Raw genomic sequence first — 6,578 nt, 5'->3', positions numbered from 1 at the left:
CGATGACACGCAGCAGGTGCGCTTCCACGTGCGCAACACGCGCGTGAACCTGGACGTGCGCAACGACACGGCCCTAGGCGAATTCCGCACCTTCGTGGAGTTCGACTTCTTCGGCGGCGGCAACGAGTTCATCAGCAACTACGACGCGCGTATCCGTCATGCCGCGGCACAACTGGGCAACCTCTACGTGGGACAGTGGTGGTCGCAGTTCGTCGACATCCGCTCATCGCCTGAGACCGTGGACTTCGGTGGTCCCTTCTCGCAGCCCGCGGCGCGCAACCCCGGCGTTCGGTGGAACCAGTCGGTGGGGGAGCACTGGCGCTTCGGGGTGGGTATCGAGAACCCGGCTGGAGATCTCTCCGGGCCCGAGCCCCTGCTCGCCTCTGATGAGGTGCCCAACGTCACCAGCTTTGTCGAGACCACCCGCCCTTGGGGTCGCCTGCGCCTGTCCGCCCTGGGACTGCAACTCGAGTCCACCACCGACAAGGTGTTCACCGGCGGCGTTCAGCTCTCAGGCCGCGTGTACGTGCCTTGGTTCGACGCTCGCGACAACATCGTGTTCGGCGGCCAGGCGGGAGAGGGCTTCACCCATTTCTACTCGACGCTGGCGACGGTGGGTCTCGATGGCGTGGTGAGCGAGGACGGCAGCGTGAAGGCAACGGGCATCCTCGGCGGGTTCCTCGCCTATCAGCACTGGTGGTCGGAGCGCTGGCGCTCCACCTTCGAGGTGAGCGCCCTGGATCTGGACCTACCCTCCGGCGCGGATAGCGGCGCCTACACGGGCGGTGAACGGCTCTCCGCAAATCTCTTCTGGACGCCTGTCGAAAATGCCAACTTCGGCATCGAGGTAATCTACGGTCGCAACGGCGTGCTGTCAGGAGAGAACGGCTCGGCGTCGCGCCTGGCTGCCGTCGCCCGCTTCGACTTCTAGCGGGTGACGCACCACTCAGTGATGGGTGGCGCCCGCGCTCGCCGTGGTGGCCGGCACGATCTCCAGCGCCTGCATCATGCCGAAGTCCTCATGGTCGAGGATGTGACAATGGAGCACGAAGGTGCCGATGTAGCGGCGATAGTGGGTGCGCACCTTCACCGTGTACGGCGCACCGAAGATATTCGTTGGCAGGAAAATCGTGTCCTTCCACTGCCCCTTCAGGCCCGCGTACACAGACCCTGAGTCGTAGGCGCTCACGTCCACCCCCGTGTCCGGATCCACGATACTCACGATCTGCACGGGGTTGACGTGCTTGTGGAACGGGTGACCTTCCGTAAACGCCGCGAGGGTCCATTCCTCGACGTGGCCCAAGGTCAGGGTGCGATCGATGCGGCCGGCGACGTAATCGCTCGCATCGACCAAACGCGGAAGTTCGCCCGGCGTGAGCTCGAGGTTGCCCACCACGAATTCGTTCTGGGGCGCGTCCTCGACGATGAAGGTATCGAACCCCAACGTCTGTTCGCCGTCCACAGGCGCATCCAGCAGAGACGGATGCGCGACGAAGGATTCCAGGCTCATGGGGTCGCGAGACAGCTCCTCCACCACTCGCTCGCGCACTTCCCCCGGCATGTGCTGCCGCGCGGACGCTTGTAGCGATGCCTCCACGAACCCTTCGGCCGATTGCCCACCGAGGGCGTCAGACTCCCCGTCGACCATGACGAACCCGAGCAGCTGGCGCTGCTTGCGTTGCATGCGGATGTTGTCGGCGCGCGGCGCATCGTTATCGATCAGACAATAGGCGCCCGGCTCGGGGAATACCATCAGCAGGTCGTCGCGATACCCAGGATGCAAGTTACTGCGACCTTGGCGCATCACCTGGCTGCGCGTCAGCCCGTCCAGGGCGATGGAGAACTGGGTGACCTCGGGGCCGCTACAGTGCTCCGCCACAAAGCGCGCCCGGGTATTGGCGTCACCGCCCCGATACGCGCGGTCCGACTCGGCGCCCGTGTAGCGGCGTACGCTCAAGGACACCGAGCCGTTCACCCCTGCCTGGATCACGCGCCAGCGCTCGATCTGTCCCGCGCGCACGCCGGCAATCGTTGGAATGACCCGCCCGTTGATCGCCGTGTGGCGCCCGGATACTTCCCACCGACTCCTCACGTCTGGCACGCCGGTCGGCGTATCGAAGTGGTGCGCCATACCGAATTGGTTGTATCCCTCGATGCCGCCAACGTCGCCCTCCTCGCACACCCAATAGCCGTCCTGGTCCGTCTTGATCTCGATGGAGCCGTCGGCTTGGCGCGGACCGCAGGCATAGGCGATCTGCGTCAGCACCAGCAGCCGCTCACCGAACGGTGCACCGTCTCGCGTGCGCAACAGCGTGTCGATGTCTCCCGCGCGATCGACACCAGGCAGGCGCTCGCCGCGCACGATCAGTGGGCCACCCATGCCGCTGCTCACCTGCAGGGCCGTCGAGCCGTGCAGGTGCGGGTGATACCAGAAGGTGCCCGCGGGGTGATCGGAGGGGACGTTGTACTCATGGGTGAATTGCTGCCCCGGGGCCAGCGTGAGCAAGACGTTGTCCGAGTTGCCGGCGGGGCTCACCCACAGGCCATGGGTGTGCATGTTGGAGAAGTTGAAGCAATGGGGAATGTTGATGTCGCCGTGATCGACGCAGGACGGGTCCTCGGCCGGCAGCTCGTTGATCAGGGTGAAGCGGAACGTATCCCCAGGACGCAGATTGATGGCCGGTGGCACGAACGGCACGGCCGGGTCCACGCCCTCGCCCTGATAGCTGCGCAGGCGCACCTTGTCCATGCGCCCGGTGGCGGGATTGTAGATCTCGCCGTCCGTGTAGGCGATGCGCGCGGTCCACTCCACGGTGCCCGCTTCCAGTCGAGCCAAGGCGTCACGGGCGCGCAGTTGCGTCGCGGGTGAGGCGTAGCTGGCATAGGCCACGCCAGCGGCCGGCAGCGGCACCAACGGTGCAGAGCCGTGGAGCGGGTCGGCGCCGCTGCTCGAAAGTGACCAGACGATCGCGAGCAGCATGAGCGAACGGCGTATAGCTTGACGGTGTGCGTACATGGATTCTCTCGTGGCGGGCGATCGGGCACGTGACCGGTCGCATCACTCAGTCAGGACGAATATTCGGTCGAAGCTCGATGCCTGCGCGCTGCGTTCGCGGTTTGCGCTGGTGGGGTCATCGAACAGTCCGGTGGGGCGATTGCCCGCAAGATCCTCGAGCTTGGGGTCAACGCGCAGGGTGTAGGTGCCGGCCCGCCAGGTCTGCGCCGGTGAAAAGCGCCACACCTGCTCGTGCTGCGCCAGCTCGATCGCCCCGGGCACCCCTTGCTGCTGGGCATCCAGCACGCGCACGCGATAAGCGAGCGAGAGATGATCGGTGGGCCCCGACAGCACGACGGTGAGCGCTTCGCGGGTGTGCACCGGCGGTAACGCCAAGGACCAATCCGCCGGGCTCGGTGGATGGCGATCCGGCGCACCGGCGGTGAACGCTTTCTCATGTCCATCAGCCATCGAGCAACCGTTGGCGTCGCGCAGCGTCGGGTCGATGCGCAGGGTGTAGCGCCGGCCTTGCTCGAGCACAGGGCCGAAGCGTTCGTGTGCCGCCAGCCCCGTCTTCACTCGGCCGGGATCGAGCAGTACCGTGAGGCGCCGACCATCGCTCGACCATAGCCCGAAGCGCGTCTTCAGGAGAGCGCCGGGCATCACCTCGCCAGCCTCATCGCGCAGGGTCACGTGACCGCCGTCGTCGGCGCGCTCCATCGGCTGGGTGAAGTAGACGTAAAGACGCAGCAGGTTGGCCGGCAATTCCTCGGCCGTGGGGTATACCTGCGCCACGCGGGCGGGCGTCAGCGACACGTCCGCGCAGTCCGCGGCGGCGTTGCCCGGCGACGCAAGGCAAGGCGTGATGCACATCAGCATTAGCGTCCAGCGTCGCATGGAGCGCCCCTGCCAACCCTCAGCCTATCGCGTTACTTCACCGACTCAGGAAACCCCTCGTCTGTCTTGAGCAGGTTCTGGAACATCCGAGCGCCATCCTGCGCTTCGTCGTATTCGTAATCCGGGAAGTTGTACTCACTGACGAACGTGGAGACCCGCATGTACGCGCCCTTGCGAAAGGACACCAGTTCCATGTCGCCGCTGTCGAGGTCCCGGCGCAGCGTGAGCAGGTACTGGGGATCCTGGTCCGCGGCCTGCAAGATGCCACTCAAGGGTAGAGGCATCGTGGTGACGCCGTTGCTGCTACCGATCTCCACAACTTCAGATAGGCCCGGCGCTTGGGCGGCCGCGGCGAGGGCGGGCAAGGGAATCAGATCCGCATCCATCTCGCGATTGATCACCAGCACGAAGCGCTCCGCCTTGCGCTCTGCGTTGTAGGCGGTGAACGAGAGCACCTCCAACGGCGTGTTGCCGTAGCCCAACTCGCCGATGGTCTTGCCGACGACATGTTTGCCGTCTTCCAAGCTGTCCACCTCGAAGGTGACCAACGGCGTGCAGGTGTAGGCGGCAACCACCGTGGCCTTGCCGTCCACGTCCACCACCGTCATCGCGCGAATCGGCGCTCGGGTCTCTTGCTGACCGTGCGCGGTGTGGAAGATCTCCACGGAGCTGGTGCTCACACCGTCGGCGTCGAAGGGATAGGGCAGCTGACGCAGGGTGGAGGCGAATTCACCCGTGGACAGGCCTGACACGAAGAGGACTCCATCGGCGAAATCCAAATCCGTCACGGCAAAGGTGCTCGCGGGGATATCTCGCCAGAAAGTCACCCCATCATCCGCCGGCTGCTGCAGGGGCATCGACGTGCTCGGGATCTTGTCGAGGGGCAGCGGGGTCATGCTGCCGTCCGGCGACACCCGCACGATGGCGGGCGCGGGGCCCGCCTCGCCGCCGCTGATCGACAGCGACACGAAAGCATCTTTGGTCACCGGATGCACGGCCAGGTCGTTGAACCTCACATCGCGGGGGCGGACCTTGAGCGTGTCCGCGAGCGCTGTACCGAACTGCTCCAAGTTGAACGGTGCAGAATCAACGGAGTCGGCGGCGTTCATGAGGCCGCCCAACTCGTATGCGTAGATGCGTCCGCCCAGCGTGTCGGCGACGAACAGCGTGTTGGCGCCGCCGAAGGTCAAGATCGTGGTGGACTCGGGCGTGCGCTGCTCGGCAGCGTACGCATGGGTCGTGAAGGCGATGACGAGGAAGATCGCCGCCAGGGGACGGGGCGTCGCGAGGGAGGAAAGCACGGCCATACCTGCCTTGGTTGAGAACCGAAGGCAGAGACTCCCATGATGCGCCGATCTGAACCATGAGTCACACGCACACCGAAGGTGCATCCCTGCGGCACTACGCTGACTTGAACGCCCTCTCGCTTACCCAGCGGCGACGGACTCGCCGCGCCAGCGCGCGGCGGCTGTGGACTGATGCGCATTTACAGGGTCGAGATCGCGTGTGAGCCTGCGCGCATCCCCTAGTCTGCGGGTGCCCGAGCCTCGCAATCGATTTCTTTTCCCTAATTGAATCGATCGTTACCTGATCGACCACAGATGCACCAAGTTAAGCAACACAGCCTACCGCGCGTGCCACTCAAGGCCAGAGATGCTGACGAGGCGCATCGGGGAGCTACACAGCTCGAACTACTCTTCGATCTGGTGGCGGTGATCGCGATCGCCGCCGCCACCCATGAGTTCCGTCACGCGATCTCGAGCGGACACGGCGCCCACGGGCTGGTCCAGTTCCTGATGGTGTTCTTCATGATCTGGTGGCCCTGGCAGCAGTACACCTGGTTCTCGTCGAGCTTCGATAACGACGACATCGTGCAGCGCCTGTCGGTGATGGTCATGATGGTGGGCTTCATGGGGATCGCGGCGAGTGTGCCCCTGGTGTTCTCCGGCGAGGAGCATGGCTCCCTGCTCATGAGCTACGCGGTCATGCGCGTCGTCCAGGTGCTCTTGTGGCGATGGGTGGCCGCGGACAACCCAGAGCATCGCGCCACGGCCAATCGCTACAGTGCCTATCTTGGCCTCACCTTTTGCTACTGGATGGGCCTCAACGCCTGGACGCCATCGGCGCCAGACCTGTGGCAAGCGTGCGTCCTGGTGGGCTTTGCGATGGAACTCGCCGTGCCTCTGTTGGCGAATGGGACCAAGCGTACGCCTTGGCACCGCGGCCATATCGTCGAGCGCTACGGCCTGATGATGATCATCACCTTAGGGGAAGTCCTGCTCTACAGCGTGGAGGCCTTGCGCCTGGCGGTCGGGGATCCGGGGAACCTGGCCGTGCTGCCGCTGGCACTCGGCGGGTGCGTGATCGCCTTCGCGCTGTGGACGCTCTACTTCACGGGCGAAGGTCACCTCGAATCCTCTGGCTTCTGGCCAGTCTTCTGCTGGAGCTACGGCCACTTCCTCGTGTTCGTGGCGGTGGCCGGCATCGGCACGGGCCTGGGGGTGAGCATCGACGCGCTCGGTGCGCCATCGCACGGAGAAGGAGCGATACACGCTGGGCACCTCACCATCTCCGTACCGGTGGGACTCGCCGTGGCCGGCCTGTGGCTCGTGCGCGATCGCGCGCAACTGTCGGCGTCAGGCCATGGGCTGATGCTGGGCCTGGCGCTGTTGATCGCTTGGTCGGG

Annotated in this window: 5 protein-coding genes; 2 read left to right on the top strand and 3 right to left on the bottom strand. The window is 65.2% G+C overall.

All coding sequences use genetic code 11. The features are described from left to right. Positions 1-931 (top strand): DcaP family trimeric outer membrane transporter (locus tag AAF184_24060; protein ID MEO0425430.1); only part of this gene is annotated, 931 nt, incomplete at its 5' end. Between the two features lie 15 nt (positions 932-946). Here AAF184_24060 and AAF184_24055 read toward each other — a convergent pair. The 3 genes from AAF184_24055 to AAF184_24045 are packed head-to-tail and all read right to left on the bottom strand — an operon-like array spanning position 947 to position 5,193. After that, positions 947-3,016, bottom strand: coding sequence for a multicopper oxidase domain-containing protein (locus tag AAF184_24055; protein MEO0425429.1), 2,070 nt, complete (start codon positions 3,014-3,016; stop codon positions 947-949). A gap of 42 nt (positions 3,017-3,058) precedes the next feature. Further along, the gene (locus AAF184_24050) at positions 3,059-3,892 is read right to left on the bottom strand and encodes a hypothetical protein (GenBank protein ID MEO0425428.1); all 834 of its coding nucleotides are present in this window, start codon (positions 3,890-3,892) and stop codon (positions 3,059-3,061) included. A gap of 32 nt (positions 3,893-3,924) precedes the next feature. Then, complete coding sequence (locus AAF184_24045) at positions 3,925-5,193, bottom strand: hypothetical protein (GenBank protein ID MEO0425427.1); 1,269 nt, start codon at positions 5,191-5,193, stop codon at positions 3,925-3,927. Positions 5,194-5,493: 300 nt separating this feature from the next. On the opposite strand from AAF184_24045, the gene AAF184_24040 reads away from it, so the two are divergent. Further along, a partial coding sequence (locus AAF184_24040) for a low temperature requirement protein A (GenBank protein ID MEO0425426.1) occupies positions 5,494-6,578 on the top strand: 1,085 nt, incomplete at its 3' end.

Source organism: Pseudomonadota bacterium (assembly GCA_039815145.1).
Taxonomy (GTDB): Bacteria; Pseudomonadota; Gammaproteobacteria; order Steroidobacterales; family JBCBZW01; genus JBCBZW01.
This window is presented reverse-complemented; position numbering and strand designations above follow the sequence as displayed.